General features: G+C 29.2%; 16 protein-coding genes. 3 read left to right on the top strand and 13 right to left on the bottom strand.

Annotated elements, in window-relative coordinates:
• Position 1 precedes the first annotated feature (1 nt).
• Complete coding sequence (locus ABWP20_RS05940) at positions 2 to 3,262, bottom strand: M14 family metallopeptidase (RefSeq protein ID WP_353094694.1); 3,261 nt, start codon at positions 3,260 to 3,262, stop codon at positions 2 to 4.
• Positions 3,263 to 3,525: 263 nt separating this feature from the next.
• Between ABWP20_RS05940 and ABWP20_RS05935 the strand changes: the two genes are divergently transcribed.
• The 3 genes from ABWP20_RS05935 to ABWP20_RS05925 all read left to right on the top strand — a co-directional run bounded on the left by ABWP20_RS05935 (position 3,526) and on the right by ABWP20_RS05925 (position 5,556).
• The gene (locus ABWP20_RS05935; protein ID WP_353094692.1) at positions 3,526 to 4,110 is read left to right on the top strand and encodes a TetR/AcrR family transcriptional regulator; all 585 of its coding nucleotides are present in this window, start codon (positions 3,526 to 3,528) and stop codon (positions 4,108 to 4,110) included.
• A gap of 413 nt (positions 4,111 to 4,523) precedes the next feature.
• The gene (locus tag ABWP20_RS05930) at positions 4,524 to 4,994 is read left to right on the top strand and encodes a MarR family transcriptional regulator (protein ID WP_353094690.1); all 471 of its coding nucleotides are present in this window, start codon (positions 4,524 to 4,526) and stop codon (positions 4,992 to 4,994) included.
• On the top strand, positions 4,984 to 5,556 hold the full coding sequence (locus ABWP20_RS05925) for a cyclase family protein (protein ID WP_353094688.1): 573 nt from the start codon (positions 4,984 to 4,986) through the stop codon (positions 5,554 to 5,556). Before ABWP20_RS05930 ends, ABWP20_RS05925 begins: the two co-directional genes overlap by 11 nt.
• Positions 5,557 to 5,806: 250 nt before the next feature.
• Here ABWP20_RS05925 and ABWP20_RS05920 read toward each other — a convergent pair whose 3' ends face one another.
• The 12 genes from ABWP20_RS05920 to ABWP20_RS05865 all read right to left on the bottom strand — a co-directional run bounded on the left by ABWP20_RS05920 (position 5,807) and on the right by ABWP20_RS05865 (position 15,789).
• Complete coding sequence (locus tag ABWP20_RS05920; RefSeq protein WP_353094686.1) at positions 5,807 to 6,664, bottom strand: damage-control phosphatase ARMT1 family protein; 858 nt, start codon at positions 6,662 to 6,664, stop codon at positions 5,807 to 5,809.
• A 135-nt stretch (positions 6,665 to 6,799) separates the two neighbouring features.
• Complete coding sequence (locus ABWP20_RS05915; RefSeq protein ID WP_353094684.1) at positions 6,800 to 7,135, bottom strand: hypothetical protein; 336 nt, start codon at positions 7,133 to 7,135, stop codon at positions 6,800 to 6,802.
• A 158-nt stretch (positions 7,136 to 7,293) separates the two neighbouring features.
• A complete protein-coding gene (locus tag ABWP20_RS05910) occupies positions 7,294 to 7,812 on the bottom strand; it encodes a hypothetical protein (protein ID WP_353094683.1) in 519 nt (172 codons plus the stop codon).
• 199 nt (positions 7,813 to 8,011) lie between these two features.
• Entirely contained in the window at positions 8,012 to 8,548 is a 537-nt protein-coding gene (locus ABWP20_RS05905; RefSeq protein ID WP_353094681.1) for a GNAT family N-acetyltransferase, read from the bottom strand.
• 222 nt (positions 8,549 to 8,770) lie between these two features.
• Positions 8,771 to 9,250 (bottom strand): 23S rRNA (pseudouridine(1915)-N(3))-methyltransferase RlmH, encoded by a 480-nt coding sequence (rlmH, locus tag ABWP20_RS05900; protein ID WP_353094679.1) that lies wholly within the window; start codon positions 9,248 to 9,250, stop codon positions 8,771 to 8,773.
• A 289-nt stretch (positions 9,251 to 9,539) separates the two neighbouring features.
• The gene (locus tag ABWP20_RS05895) at positions 9,540 to 9,842 is read right to left on the bottom strand and encodes a hypothetical protein (protein ID WP_353094677.1); all 303 of its coding nucleotides are present in this window, start codon (positions 9,840 to 9,842) and stop codon (positions 9,540 to 9,542) included.
• 66 nt (positions 9,843 to 9,908) lie between these two features.
• On the bottom strand, positions 9,909 to 10,658 hold the full coding sequence (gene surE / locus ABWP20_RS05890) for a 5'/3'-nucleotidase SurE (RefSeq protein ID WP_353094675.1): 750 nt from the start codon (positions 10,656 to 10,658) through the stop codon (positions 9,909 to 9,911).
• A 20-nt stretch (positions 10,659 to 10,678) separates the two neighbouring features.
• Positions 10,679 to 11,824: a serine protease HtrA gene (gene htrA / locus ABWP20_RS05885; RefSeq protein ID WP_353094674.1), complete on the bottom strand. Its 1,146-nt coding sequence runs from the start codon at positions 11,822 to 11,824 to the stop codon at positions 10,679 to 10,681.
• A 15-nt stretch (positions 11,825 to 11,839) separates the two neighbouring features.
• The gene (locus tag ABWP20_RS05880) at positions 11,840 to 12,634 is read right to left on the bottom strand and encodes an MBL fold metallo-hydrolase (RefSeq protein WP_353094672.1); all 795 of its coding nucleotides are present in this window, start codon (positions 12,632 to 12,634) and stop codon (positions 11,840 to 11,842) included.
• A 155-nt stretch (positions 12,635 to 12,789) separates the two neighbouring features.
• A complete protein-coding gene (locus ABWP20_RS05875; protein WP_353094670.1) occupies positions 12,790 to 13,632 on the bottom strand; it encodes a two-component system regulatory protein YycI in 843 nt (280 codons plus the stop codon).
• 24 nt (positions 13,633 to 13,656) lie between these two features.
• Positions 13,657 to 15,093 carry a hypothetical protein gene (locus ABWP20_RS05870; protein WP_353094668.1) on the bottom strand — a complete coding sequence of 479 codons (1,437 nt, stop codon included), beginning with the start codon at positions 15,091 to 15,093 and terminating at the stop codon, positions 13,657 to 13,659.
• A gap of 30 nt (positions 15,094 to 15,123) precedes the next feature.
• Positions 15,124 to 15,789, bottom strand: coding sequence for a hypothetical protein (locus ABWP20_RS05865; RefSeq protein ID WP_353094666.1), 666 nt, complete (start codon positions 15,787 to 15,789; stop codon positions 15,124 to 15,126).
• Positions 15,790 to 15,865: the final 76 nt, after the last annotated feature.

The following is a 15,865-nucleotide window of genomic DNA, read 5'->3' as shown; positions in this document are numbered from 1 at the left end:
ATTATACAATTATTGGTCTATGCCTAATATAGCTTATTGAAACCTTGTTTTCTGTTATCTCGCATTTACTCTCAAATAAACAGGTACAGTTCATAAGCATTTTAATCACTGCTTCATCATGGGTTACATGTGCCTTTGCACAAAGTTTTAAATATTCTCCTTGAGCTGTCTCATCTGCAACCTCACTTGTATAAGATGAAGTTGTTATCCAAGGGAAACGTATTGATGGATATCTGTGTGAAGGATCAAATTCAAATGATATCCAATAATTAATCATATCATTATAATAATCAGCTGGAAATAATTTTGGCATCCAACCATGAGCATATTTCTCAAACTTTGAAATCCATTCTTTATTCCACATTGTAATTTCATCATCTTCTGCAATTGCATCTGCAATTACTTCTTCCATCTTTTTATTTACTAAATAATTACCCTTATATTCATCATTTTTTACTGTCCAGAAATATCCATATAATAAAGAGCGAGGCAGCCAAAATCCTTTATAAGAAGGAGAAGTATATCCAGAAAATTGCTGCTCCCATTCATGACTTGGAACTCCATGATTATCGACGATTATATCTGGCAAACATTTCTCCCATAGTCTTGTAAGGCCTATAGCTTCAGTATGAATTGTATCTGGCTTAAAATGTTCATGGTAAAATTCTTTACCTATTGCATTGAATCTAGCAACATGTAATTTCCAGTTTGGATTATCTCTTTGAAGCTTATAGTGTATATCCGTTCCATCAACATTCTCCATTGGTACAATAAAAAGATTCATTTTATCTGGAAGGGACTTATATCTCTCTTCCGTTAATAATTTCTTTAAAAGTATAAAAGCTGCATTTGTACTGGATACTTCATTTGCATGATGTCTAGAATTAATAATTTCAGAAGGAAAATTTGTAATACGTTTTGTTCTAGAAATATATCCTTCTTCTTTTGGAAGGATCTCAATTACATAAATATCTCTTCCTAAATAAGATGTAGCTATGGGATATACTTTAATTCCAGGTACACGCTTTAATTGTTCCATAATACATAAATACTGTTCATATCCTATTAAAGTATCTTCCATTAAGTCGATATCCAAAATGCTTAAATTCTTTTCTGGTTGTTTTTGCTCTATAACTGAAGAAGTATAGCAATTTTTTTCCGTGTTTATTTTCAAAATATCTATACCACTAAATCCTTTACTTGCTTTAATCAATTTTTCTTCTAAAAGATATATATAACTTTCAACTAGCTTTTCTTCTTTAATATTTGTATTCAAAAATGCAGTAATTTTACCATCCTTATAACTTAATTTCTGCATGTACAGCTCTACCTCTTCCCTTTTAAGCTGACATTTTATGTCCTTATTATCTGACTTTATACAAGGAACTCTTTCTAACTGATCATATAAAGTTACTTTAAACGTAGGTTTACCTGCACTTTTCTTTATAATTGGTAAAATAAGTCCTGGTGCATCTAGTAAAACACCTGCATTTTGCATACCGTAATTTTTGAAATAATCTGTTCCTACAAAATACATATCTTCATGTAGAGAATCAAGTGAAGAAATCAAATCCTCTCTGCAAGATAAAGGATAATCTGGCTCACTTGCATTTACTTCTAAGCATAATTGAGAAAAAAACGGTTGTGTATCTATACTAATATTGCCTTTTGTTTTCATTTCAATGAATTTCTTACAATCTGGCAATACTTCACTCTGATATATATCCCAAATATTTTCAACATCTGTTGATATCCCTTCCTTAAGAACTTCAATTCCATTTACAACAACCTTTATATATCCTGTTGAAGGATGCACCTTTCCCATCTCCGGATAATTATCTAAATAAGGTCTTTCTGAACATATGGCTTTATAGCTTGAAGTAAATACTGTATCACAATTAGCATCGAAAACTTTCACTTCATAAGTTATATCCTGTTCTCCCTTATATTGCACAAAATTAATCATATCTCTATTAATTTCAAGTTTTTCTGCAATTATATCATCAATTGGATATAATTCCTGTAAATAGCGAATTGGAATATCAAACCATTTGTTAGGATTATCTGCTCCTACATTATGATAGGACGGAGTAGCCCCATCTTCATCTAACCACTTTGTTTCTCCTTGTGGAAGAAATGATTTAAAAGCAATCTCAATTTTTTGTATTTTTTTACCTTCTAATTGTGGAAGTATTATTTCTTCTATCCATGAAAACCCTTGTTTATATGCACATATTATTTGCATCTCATCTAATTTAATTTGTCTCTTTCCAAGTTCTTTTTTTATTTCCTCCATTAAATGGTTTCTGACATCTATTTCTTCACTAAGGGCACCATAAATTTCAACATTATCTCCTGGTTTTAATTTATGATAAATTTTTTCTTTTAAAACACTTTTATAAACATCTACTTCCCATGGAATATCATAGGTTTTTTCATATATTTTTTTTACTGCTTTATGATTTTTAAATTGCACATTGGGAAAAATTGGTTCAATTTCATCTAATATATCTTGAATATTTGGTGACATATAGGCATTAACATTACCTTCTAATTCTTTTTCATATGCCTTTAAATATGATAATTGACCATCTAAATTTTTCATCACAAAACTATCTGTCATATCCTGAAGCTGATCTATCCAAGTCCTGCCCTTAGGCAATAAAGGAAAAGATTCACATATATAAGCAGAAAATCTTTCAAGCTCTTCCCCTTGCCCATATATTCGGAAAATTTTTCTTCCTTCTTTTTCTATGAATTCCATTCCACATTCACTATCTTCTTCAAAAACCAATAAATTTCCATTCCAATTTTCCTGTACAATAATTGGACCTTCATAAGCAGTAGTTTCCATTCCAAATCGAAAAGCAAAATTACATGCAGATATTAAAATAGAAAGGCTGCATTCCTCTGGAATAGATATTTTAAAATTCAACTTATCTGACAATTGATCAAAGTTTTGGTCTTCTAAAATCATTCCCTTAGAAAATAAGGCTTCTAATCCTTTCTTTTTTCTCCAATCAAATTCTAAAATTGGTTTTGCTTTTTTGCTAGCTGAAACGTAGTCATCCGGCCATTTTTCAGATACTTGAGTATATTTTTTTTGTAAATCCGATAATTTGTTTGGAATCTTGATTCCATCTTCATTTGATGTAACTGGAAACTTTGCTGAAGTAGAGTAAAACCCATTTATCAAGCTCATTTCAATAGCATTTTTCTTTTGTTCCCAGCTTAAATTTTCTGTTAACAAAATTTTATTCATTATAGAATACCCCCAAAGATTTTAAATTATAAAAAGATTGTAAAAATTAAATCTATTTTATTTATTGCAATACTTAAAAATATATAGTACTGCGTTCCGTATTACGTTTCTTAATATTATAGTTATGTTTTTTATTTATGTCAAGTTCACCTATATCAATAGATACTTGAATTTAACTCTAATTTGCAATCGTTGCAAAAATCTGACTTATATGATATTATTTGTTTCGAAACCAATTTTTGTAATTAGAGGGGTATGAAAATATGGAAATTAACCCGAAACCTAGTGTAAAAGAAAGAATTATAGATGCAGCTTGGAAATTGTTTTTAGAGCAAGGATATAAACATACTACTGTTAATCAAATCATCAAAACTTCCCAGACCTCTCGAGGTGCATTTTATCATCATTTTCACGGTAAAGAAGAGGTATTATTCTGCATTGCCTATTATTTTGATGCTGATTATGTAGATTGGTTCAATACAGTCGACCCAAATTTAAAAGCATTAGATAAATTATTAGAATTTAATTTATTTGTAATGAAAAATCTAGAAGATTCTCCATATAGACCGCTTTTAGCTACCTTATATGGACTACAAGTTATGACACAAGGTACACGTCATATTATTAATCCAGAACGAGAATATTATAAAATAATTTCATCAATCATGAAGGAAGGTATAGATAATGGTGAAATTAAAACTTCTCTTTCTTATTTAGAATTAACAGAATGGTATGCTATTGTTGAACGGGGGCTTACATACGACTGGTGCTTAAATCAAGGACGTTATTCACTTGTTCAATATGGACAGCGTATGATTGAGTCTTTCATAAATATTATAAAAGCTTGAACTATCCCTGCCTACAAATGCGGGGAATTCTTTTTTAAAGTAAGTTTAATAGTTTCTTTTTAACCTAATATTTATTCTTTTAGAGCGTTTAAATGCATTTCTATAGCTAATGGATCTCAACTATAGATAAGTTTAATTAAATATATTTAAATTTGAACTTGTTTATCTATATATCTAATGAATAATATTAATCTCTTAGCAAATTCATTGATACTTTCTTGTATATACTTTTCATTTATCTTTCTACTATAATCATTCTAATATTCATAATAATATATTTTAATCTTAATTAATATTCATAAATCTATCCAGCTTTCTTAATCCCAAAATCAATTTCAAAATATAGTTGACACGGAAACAATAATATTATATTATATATTGTATCCTAGGAAATAATATAAGGAGGTCCTACCTTGAACTATTTGGATCAATTATTATTAAATTTCAAAAGTTTAACAGAAAACATAGATTATCTAGGTGCTCCTGAGCATAATCGTGGAATATTTAAAAAATATAGTCTATCACAAGTACACTGTATAGATTGTATTGGTAATCTACAAGATACAAATGTTACTAAAATCTCAGAAGAATTAAATATGACTAAGGGTGCCATCAGTAAAATAACCAAGAAATTACTTTCTGAAAGTCTCATAAAACAGTATAAAAAATCAGATAACAAAAAAGAGATTTTCTTTGAACTTACAGATAAGGGATGGGAAGTATATCATGCTCATAGAAAACTTCATGATATATCTGAGAAAGAATATATGAATATATTCAAAAAATTTAATGATAATGAAATAGAAATAATTATCAGCTTTTTAAAAGAAATGAATAATCATTTTAAGGAGCAAATAGAGGAGATAGGTAAAAATGAAAATTGATTTAAGTATAAGTATTGAAAAAGAATTCTTTAATGAACTTTTAGAGAAGTCTTTTAAAGCTAAGAGAGATATTATTGGACATATTGGAACCCATTTTGATGTAATGGATAAAAAATTCTCTCTAGAAAACACTATTCGAAATGGCAGATTATTCGACATTAGAAATATTAGAGATAAAGAGATTGACACTACAGACATAGACTTAAATAAGATAAAAGAAAATGATTTTGTTATATTCTATACTGGTTATCTTGAAGAAGAATCTTATGGAACAGAGAGGTATTTTACAGATTATCCTGTTCTATCAAAAAGCTTAATAAATAAACTTATTTCTAAAAAAGTTAGCCTTATAGGCATAGATACAGCTAGTATTGTAAGACCTAATGTTCATATTGAAACAGATCAGCATTGTGCCGATAATGGAATCTTTGTAATTGAAAACCTTAATAATTTAGGACTGCTTTTAGGTAATGTCCAAGATAAAGGTTTTAAAGTATATACATTTCCAATTAGTATAGAAAATATAAGTGGACTGCCCTGCAGAGTAATTGCTGAAATATAGACTACCTATAACTTATAAAAGTTTATATTTTAATAGAATAAGGATAGCTAAGCTATCCTTATTCTATTAAAATATCACCCAACCCAGAAAACATTAAAATCCACAACTATACTTTTAGGTATCTAAATATCTGTTGTTATACCATTATTAGTTTATGAGTTTTAATATATTGCCACTTATACTGCTCTTTTAATTTTGTTAAAAAAGAATATTTTCCTATTAAATTAAAAGCCTGTCTACCTTCATTCTATTAATTTGTAAGAACATAATCCATTCGCTGGCATCCTATGGCAGAAGCAACTGGACTACATTTCGCTCTCAACAAATAAAATATATTCTTATCTTTAATATCACTTAATGTTTCAAAATTTGCTTGCCCTTTACTTATAACAAGGTCTGCCTTGCTAAATTCACTCTTAAATGTACTTGAACAATCTTTTAAAATCGTTCCTTGTGCAGAATGACCATTGTCAATGACTTTTACTAAATCTACAACACCTGTACTTATTGCATCATCCATAGTAGCATCATTAACTATTGGACCCCCTTTCACCACATAAGTAATTTTCTCAGTTGGAAGTCTCTCTAATAGAAACTTATCAAATATGATTTCGCCAGAATTATCAGCAATATACATAATATTATTTGCTTTTTTCACTGCTTCTTTCAAAGCTGCTGATCCAGTACCAAAAATATCATGTTTGATACTATCCTCAACGGATTTAACAATATCTGAAGGTTCTAGATTTAATCCAACTGAAAAATCTATAATATTTCCTGCAATAGCCAATCTACAAGCCATATCGAAGGGGTCTTCCGCCTTCTCTAACCATTTTTCCTCAATAATTCTGTTACAAATCTCTTTAGCAATTTCATTATACTGTTCTTTCAATCTTTTATATGGATCATTTATATAAGTAATATTCTTAGCATGTTGATGCATCCTAAAAGCCATTTCAGGTGCTGTTTCATTAAAATTCATTTCTCCTAATTCTCTTAAAGATTTTTTTATTATTTCTTCTTGCACTGATACATTACTTGTTGCTTCTTCAGCTATTTCCACTGCTTGTCTAGCAAGACAGTGAATACATTCATGTGCTATTTTCATATATTCGTCTCCTCAATAATCTAGAATCTTATGTTATTAAATATTATATTTATAATTATACCATTTAATTTTATTATTTTAAAACTTCATTTGCTTGCAACATAATTTACTATAATTGGTATAATACGAAATTTACTATTTTATATTTTTAAGCTCATTTTCTAAATAATTAAGTATTGATTCCTTGTTTTCTGGCTCACCATGCCCTATCATATAGATATGAAAATCAAAGCCTTTAATTAATTCTATATAGTTTTTTAATTTATACTTATTATATTTCCCTCCATTATCATAGTAATCTTCACAATCTGCATCACCAACAAAAATAGTCTTTTCTTCAGGTATATAAATCAATACTGAATCTACTGCCATCGAATACTTATCTCTCCTTATATATCCAAGTATAGGTCTATCAGTTTCTTCATCAGCCGGTAAATAATAAATTCTATCAGATACCCTTTTTAATCCCATTATCTACTCGCCCAATAAATTCAGTTATCTCATAATATGTAGAATAAACCTATATCTGTCCATTATCTCCATATATTTAATATTGTTTGACTTCTAAATTATATTGAATAACATAGTTGTATATTACTTTACAAATCGTTAATTATCATTTAAGTAATCTATAATAAAGACCTTTCCAAATCTAAAACGTTTAAATCTTCTATAAAAAACACCTTAATTTTATTATTCTTTTTTATTAAAAAGACATATAATAAATCATTTTTTTGTTCAGATCCTAATGATACTTTCTGTTTCATAAACATCTTATAAAGATAATCAGAGTCAAAATCAACTCTATATTTTCTTTCAACATTTAGAATATCTTCTATTTCAACAACTCTTTTTATTGAATCAAGGCCTATCTTATCTTGATTAAAATTATTATCATTAATATACTTATATAAATTACTCAAATTATCTGATTCAAATAATATAAATTTTTGTTGTTCTCCATGCCATTGCTGCTTATTCTTCTTTATTGCCGTTAATTTATATTCTGGAGCAATATCTATCTCCCATTCCTCTGCTAGTTCGGCTTTTACGTTTCTTCTTTGTATATATGGATGAATTGTTTTAATGTAGATAAGAACTAAGACGAGTAAAATAAATAAAAGAATAAGTCTATATTTCTTTTTCATAAAAACCTCCTCGCCATTATATACCCTCAAAGATAATAGTTACCCATTGGAATCATATATTCTATAATATGAATTTTTACATTTCCAATAATATAATTCATACTTTTTTTCATCTGCTCATTAATTCGTTAATTTTATAACAATTTTTCTACATATATAATGTTTAAAGTCATTATACTATGCCGTAACTTCTCATCAATTAAAGTAATTCACCATTTTCGTTATAAAATGAATCACAGAATCTCATAACACCACAAACCTTATCTACATTACTTCTGTTCAGGAAAAGAATCTTTAAATACTCATTTTCAGGGTTATCTTCTGATAAAATAATATGGTATTTCAACGCAGGCTCAAATCCAAATTGTAAATAATAATCTCCCCCTGTTAATGCAACCCATTCATAGCCTAATGCTTTCGCCTGATCTAGCCCATTCTTTATAAGCTGCTTCCCAATTCCCTTACTTTGATATACAGGTGTCACTGCTAATGGTCCTAAAGATAATCCCTTCTTATTTCCAATCTGTGCTTCAGACAGTAAAATATATCCTGTAATTTTACCGTCTAACACAGCTACTTGGCATAATTCTTTTATAAAACCTTTATCATATGTAACTTTCTCCACAAACTCCCACTCATTAAAGATTTCATCTTTACCTTCACGATAAAAAGCTGATTTTACTATTGCTTTCATTTCTTGTAAATCATTCTTTGTCGCTTTTCTAATCTCTATCATTGTTATTCCCCTTATTTAGTATTATAAAAACAATTCTTAACACACTCTATATAGATAGTGTAACATATTAAACTCTCAAATTATAATATCTTTATCATAAATAAATTACTTTAAGAATTATATTACTTTTTCATCTTCTATTATAGGAAATGGTTACTTATACATTGTAATAGTAGACAATCAACTTTTTCTCAATTAAATCTATTAAGTTTGGTTTTCGAGTTATTTGTGATACGGTTCACCTCTCATTATTCGCCAACCTCTATATATCTGTTCCAACAGTATAAGCCTCATTAGCTGATGGGGAAATGTCATTTTTGAAAACGATAGCTTAAAATCACTTCTGTTTATTACATTTTTCGATAATCCTAAAGATCCTCCTATTATAAATGTAATATCATTAGTACCATTTATCATTAATTCTTTCATTTTTATTGATAAATCCTCTGAGGATAATTGTTTTCCTTCTATGACTAAAGATATAACAAAAGAATTTTGAGGAATTTTTCCTAATATTTTAACTCCCTCTTTATTTTTCACCATTTCCATTTCCTTTTCAGACAAACTTTCAGGTGCTTTTTCATCGTCAATTTCAACTATATCTAATAAACAATATCTTGATAATCTCTTAGTAAATTCTTTGATACCTTCCTGTATATATTTTTCCTTTATCTTTCCTACTGCAACAATCCTAATATTCATAACAGTATCCTTTCAATCTAATGTATTTTATTCCTTTTTTATTCTAGCACAAATATCCTATTTTTAATATTTCAATAAAATACATTTTTTATGATATCTTCTACGGATTACTTATAATAACTTGAATATATAAAATAGCTAAATCTTTAAGTGAATAAAACTTTTATTTATAGAACTTTTATTATTTTTTATGTTAATATGTTTAATTATGCAATGCTTCTTTCTAATAAAAAATAGGTGTACAGCTAGCTGTACACCTATTTTTTATTCATTCTTTATTGGTTCTAAATTACTCTATCATATTGTCTCTGAAAAATACTATCATGCCATAGTTTGCAAGGATCTCCATGAATTGGTCATGGGTCGAACCTTCTAAGGCCTTCATCATATTATTCTCTTTATATCTTCTTTCATTTTTCTCAATCTCTTCTTCGAATACAGATATGGCTTCACTTCTAGTTTCTAAATTTTTAAGTAAATCTATGTATCTATCATATTCCCTAGATAATTCATCAATTACAAACTGGTCTAACTCCGGATAACGTTTTACATACTCTTTTAATACTTTTTCTTTATCTTTAATTTTAAACATAAATAGCACCTCTCCCTATTAAAGTGTTACTCTATTACTACCCAAAATTAAACTAATTATTCAACTCTAAAACCAATTTCTTACTTCTTCTAGTAATTTAAAATTAGTTAAATCATAATGCAAGGGAGTTACAGTTACATATCCTTGATGCAAATAATATCTATCTGTATCCTCTTTTATTTCAGATTCCCTTCTGCCCTTTAATTTCAATACCTTTTCTCCTTTTTCATTCTGATCCATAAAATAATAGTCGTAAATAATTCCCCCTATTTTACAAACCTTTATTCCTAATATATTCTCTTCATCTTTATACGGTACATTTATGTTTAAAACTATATTCGACTTACTTAATTTAATCTTAGAATCTTCCAATATCTTTCTTGCATATTTTGCAGCAATATCAAATCTTGCATTTCCATCTACTACTTCTGCAGACACTGCTATGGAAGGTATCTTATAGATATTGGCTTCTATGGCAGCAGATACTGTTCCTGAATAGAGTATATCCATACCTGAGTTTAGCCCCATATTGGTACCAGAAAAAACCATATCCACTGGTCCATCAGTTAAAACTTCTAAACCAGCCCTCACACAATCAGCTGGTGTCCCAGATATACTATATGCCTTAGATTTAAGCCCTTCCAACTCTACTTCCTTGACTACTAAAGGTTGAAATAATGTAATGGCATGACTCTGGGCTGACCTTTGAATCTCTGGAGCCACTATAATCACTTCATGGTCTTTTTCCAATTCTTTTGCTAATGTATATATTCCCTCTGCCATTATTCCATCGTCATTTGTTAATAAAATTCTCACTGTACTCCTCCTTTAATCTTCTAGAATTTTGTAAATGTGATCTCCTTCTCTATTTCTTCTCCACCCCTATTTATTGTTAAAATTACCTTATCTCCAATCCTATACTTATATAATATCTTTCTCAACTGAGTCATACTTTCGATACTTTGATTATCTACTTTAGTTATTACATCAGTATGCCTTAAATCCACATTTGCTGCTGGGGAATTAGGGAGTACTTTTACAATTACAACTCCTCCATTTACACTTAATTTAACTCCTGTTTCTCTTTCATATCTATCTACTTCTATACCCTGAAAACCAATATATACATTGCTAAAACTCCCTTTGCTGATTACTTCTTCTGCAATTGATTTAACAAGATTTATGGGTATAGCAAATCCTAAACCCTCTCCAGTTTGAATTTTTGCAGTATTTAATCCAATTACTTCTCCTCTATTGTTCAAAAGAGGGCCTCCACTATTTCCAGGATTTATAGAAGCATCAGTTTGTATTAAATCTTCTATTATATTATATTGGTCTACTCTAATAGAACGATGTAAACCTGAAATTATACCAGAGGTTACAGACCTTTGAAAATCAAGACCCAATGGATTACCTATGGCAATAGCCAATTGCCCAACTTCTAATGAATCCGAATCTCCTAAATCTGCTACTTGAAGATTCTTGGCATCTACTTTTACTATTGCCAGATCAAGGGCGGCATCATACCATAAAACCTTACCAGGCATTTTTTCCATATTCTCAACAAGTACAGTTATACTTTTTGCTTTTCCATCTCCTATTACATGGGAATTAGTTAAGATATACCCATTTGAATCTATTATTACTCCTGAACCTACTCCCTCTGTATCCCTTGCCCAAAAGAATTCCCTAACTTCTTGAATCGTAGTTATACCTACTACAGAACCTATAGTCTTTTTAGCCACAGCAGTTACTGTAGAAATATCCTCAGTTGGAGTAATATTTATTTTATTAATATTTCCTGTCTCTTGCCTCGCAAAAATATCTGGCATAGGTAATATTTTTCCATACAAGTAAGTAGGTGCAATATAAATACTTAAAACTCCTCCTATAATGGCTCCAACTAATGCTGCTATAAAATATGAAAAAAGCCCTCTTTTTCTTGGCGGTCTGTTGTAGCTATAGTAATTATAGTCACTCATCTTAATCCCTCCATATCATAGATTATAAACTTTTGTTGCCTTATCTCTATAGGTTAAATCTAATTTAATATCCTTATTTGCATCTATTCCTTGATTCAATAATAAATTCCTAACAGTTTTATAAGCAAGATCTGGTGTATTATTATCTCGGCTTAAATGTCCCAATAATACTATTTCTTCTTTCCCCCTTATGATTTCTCCTAAAGTTGCGCCTGCATCATCATTAGATAAATGTCCACTGCTGCTAAGTATTCTCTGTTTCAATGGCCATGGATAGCTGCCATTCTTTAGCATATCTATATCATGGTTTGATTCCAATAAATAAAGATTAGAATCTTTCATCTTAGATTTCATACTATCATTTACCTTTCCTGTATCTGTTATGATACTAATCTTAATTTCATTATAAAAAAATATGTATCCTACTGGTTCTAAAGCATCATGAAATATATTAACTGGATAAACTCCGATGTCCTTAATATCAAAATGCTCCTCAGATGTAAAGACTTTTATATTTTTTTCCTGTATCTTACCAATTGTCTTTTCCATGCCCATCCATGTATTTCCATTGGCATATATAGGTAAGTCGTATCTTCTCGAAAAAACCCCTACTCCTCTTACATGGTCGATATGTTCATGAGTCACTAATATTCCATCTAAAGCACATGGACTTACTCCTATGGAGGATAATAATTCTTCTATCCTCTTTCCAGAAAAACCTGCATCTATTAATATTCTCGTATTTTCAGTTTCAATATATTGACAGTTCCCAGAGCTTCCGCTAGACAAGGAACAAAATTTAACTCCCATAATAGTTTCCCCTTTTTTTATTCTAATTGTTAATCCATGTTCTCATAAATTATTCTTTTCAAACGTGAATTTAATCTCAATAATTTTCAATAAAACCCTTTCTTATATTATAATCTATATGTATAAAAAAAAGAAGAATTAGAAATTCTTCTTTTCTAGTTATCTATTATTATCTTATATCCATCATCAAATAATACTCGCCATGCTGGTGAAGTATTTCCTTTTCTTGGGTCCTGCGCCTCTTGAACATATTTCTGTTTCACAGGGTCAAAATAATAACATAGAGAAATATCTTTTATGGTTTTCCCATATACTTCTTCCGTACTTAGTAGACTAAGGAGGGCCTTTGGAGCAGTACTAATATATATAGGTGTTTCGCCTTCACTTAATGCTCTCAGCCATTTTCTTTCTAGTTTTCTAACTCCTCTGCTATCTACTTCAACAATAGTATTTGCATTTTCTAGGTACTTATCCTTATATAGTTTTGAAAATTCCAGATAATAAACATTTCCTTCATTTTTTATATATGATAAAAGCATATCTGAAGTATCATAATTTCTTTCCTCAAGAAATTTAACTGCAATATCCTTAGCTTTTTCATTATCTAAATCCTTATATTTATTTTCTTGTTTGTTATTTTCATAACTTAATATTTTTTTTCTTATAATTAATATATACTCATCATTATATATAATTCCTGTCTTTCCTTTATCCTGAGATTGGATTTTACCTTTGCCATGAAAGTAATTCTTATTTACTTCATATGAATCTAACATTTCATACTCTACTGTTAAAATATTTAAGCTTGGGATTTCCCTAGGTATTTCTGTATCTATAGAAATATTTTTGTTATTCAAAAGCTTAGTTACATCCTCAATAAATCCTTCCTTAGTAGTGGTCTCTACTTGCTTTTGACTTGAAAGCAAAACAGCTACCAATAATATATTGGTTACTAAAAACGCAACTATTAAGATGGTTTTCGCCTTTGACCAATCCATTTATAATTCACCATCCGATACTCCTTATTTTTTTTCATATACCAAAGATCCATCATAGACATCAAAGGCATAAAGCCCATCATTCATTTTTATAACCCATACTCCTATTAATTCATCTTCCATATCCTTTAGACATGGATCAAAATATGATAAATTAATATCTTGTATGAAGGATGATGATAAAATTTCTTCTATATCTGGTCTTTCTTCATCTTCTTTTAAAGTGATATTATTTTCCTCTAAATATTTTTGAATTATAAAATCATAATTCATATCTAATATATCGTTAGAAGTCAACATCGTTTCTCCAGCTGGAATATTGTCCACTGATTTATTCATATCTTTTCTAATAAAATGTTTATAAGATCTTATATGGTCGTTAAATACTTCTATTTGTACAAAGTCGGATATTCCATTACCTAAAATTACAGGAATACCTCTAACTCTATATCTAAATGTTAGATTATAGCCTAGACTCTCATCGTCTGCCTCAATATCTTCTACCTTAGATAAATACATTCCTTTTGTCGCTCCTACATTTTTAGATATGAATCCAGCCGCAGTACTTAAACTTTGGTATAAATTCCTCTTCTTCACTACTTGCACTAGAGGATGAAAATACTCTAAGGTACCATTAACATTTAATTTTAGAACCCTTTTATTGTATATATACATAGTTGAACCATTATTCTCAACTATTTCTGTTATATAATCAATATTCTTATTTAAGAACTTCTCTGCTAATTCTATTTTCTCTTCTTCATCTAAATTTCTTACTTCATTTTCTACATAAACTTCTGGTAGGGTATTTTTCATTTTATAAGATATATACATATCGTAATTAATTTTCATTGCTTCTTTTATCGAAAGATAATAGTTATAATTCCCAGCCTCTTCTATTGTGAGAATTTTCTCTTTAAGATTGGTTGTGTTAATAGATTTATCATATATAGCTATATGCTTTTTTCCATCAGAAAAGACAAAAAAAGGATCCTCTCTACCTAAATAGATATATATGCCGCTTACATTAGGTATTGTATCTACAATAAGATTAGGATCTTTGACATCTAAGGCTTTAGCCAATATATAAGTATTTATTTTATCAGGAAAGTAAAAATTTATGGATCTTTTTCCATTATAGGTTAAAAACTCATCATCTGGTAAGTCTGCAATTTTAATGTCCTTTGACCCCAATATACCATTTAAGATTACTCTGGAGTTTGTCCATAGCCCATATTTAGAATCATCATAAAGAATAGTATGATTTTTCTCACCAAAATTTAACAAGTATTTATTAGGTAGTATCATATCTGATAATAAATATGATGAGTTATAGATTTCATCATCTTTGTTAAATATATTAAACATTTCATTGGGCAATTCAATCCATAATCTCTTAGTAAATAGCAAACTAATACATACCAACGATATCAATAGAAAAGTTTTAATCCTTTCTTTCACATTAACCATCTCCAATATCATAGGTAAGTATTATTTCAATATATCTTCTATTATATTTGTAAGCTTTACTTCTTTTGCATTAGTTCCTGTTTCTGGAACCTTTACATATATAATTTTCTCCACAGACGGGACCCCATCTACTCCAAAATCAATAATTACTTTATTAATACCTGTTACTAAATCAAGTTGTTTATCAAAAAAACCCATATTACCTGCTTTTACAGTTTCATCTAATACTTCTATATAATCATCTTTACCAGGTAATTTAAGCAGATTGAAACTTTTTCTTGTAAGATCTGTAGTACCATATAATTTAATTCCAATAGAAGTTCCCGAAGGAGCTTTGCCATTTATAAAAATAACCTTATCCTCTGTAGAATAAGCATTTTTTTCAGGATTTATCACTTGATATTTAGAAATATCAACTTTTTTTTCTTCCTTAGGCAATTGCTTAGTCTCAGTTGTCTGCTGCTCTGCTTTAGGTGTTTTTTCTACCTTAGGTGTTTCTGCCTTAGGTGCTTGCTCAACTTTAGGTGTTTGCTCTGGCTTAGTTACATGTTCAGTTTTAATTGTTTGCTCAGTTTTAGTTGTAGTAGTTAATGCCGTTGCATTTACTGCTGATGCCGAGTGACCAATTGAACTAACAGCAATTATACTAGTGCCGATAAACAAACTAGCCAATGTTTTTTTCCACATTTCATATCCTCCTTTACACATTACTTTAACTGTATTATATATTAGATATATTACAAAACTGTTACAACATAGTTAA

It is taken from the genome of Tissierella praeacuta, assembly GCF_040396155.1.
GTDB classification, from domain to species: Bacteria; Bacillota; Clostridia; order Tissierellales; family Tissierellaceae; genus Tissierella; species Tissierella praeacuta_A.
The sequence above is the reverse complement of the archived record's forward strand: the minus strand, read 5'-3'. Positions and strand labels throughout refer to the sequence as shown.